This window comes from Saccharicrinis aurantiacus (assembly GCF_947489045.1).
GTDB classification, from domain to species: Bacteria; Bacteroidota; Bacteroidia; order Bacteroidales; family Marinilabiliaceae; genus Saccharicrinis; species Saccharicrinis aurantiacus.
This window is the reverse complement of record NZ_CANLCN010000070.1, coordinates 1-291: the sequence shown is the minus strand read 5'-3', so window position 1 is coordinate 291 and position 291 is coordinate 1. Positions and strand designations below refer to the sequence as shown.

1 rRNA gene is annotated in these 291 nt (G+C 40.5%); it reads left to right on the top strand.

Annotated features, from left to right (window positions below):
* A 5S ribosomal RNA gene (gene rrf / locus QMO11_RS22025) occupies positions 1–71 on the top strand; the annotation flags it as partial.
* Positions 72–291: the final 220 nt, after the last annotated feature.

Sequence of the window (291 nt, the reverse complement as noted above, 5' to 3'; positions counted from 1 at the left end):
CGAACAGAGAAGTTAAGCCCTATAGCGCCGATGGTACTGCAGAAATGTGGGAGAGTAGGTCGCCGCCGACCTTTAAAGAAGAGCAATTACATTTATTTGTAGTTGCTCTTTTTTGTTAAAGGAAATTAGATAAGAGTATCAAGATACAAGATACAAGTATCAAGACGATTTACATTGTATAATACAAGCTGTCAATCATCTTACTACTTGATACTAAAAAAATGCCGAGGTAGCTCAGCTGGTTAGAGCGCATGATTCATAATCATGAGGTCGGCGGTTCAAGCCCGCCTC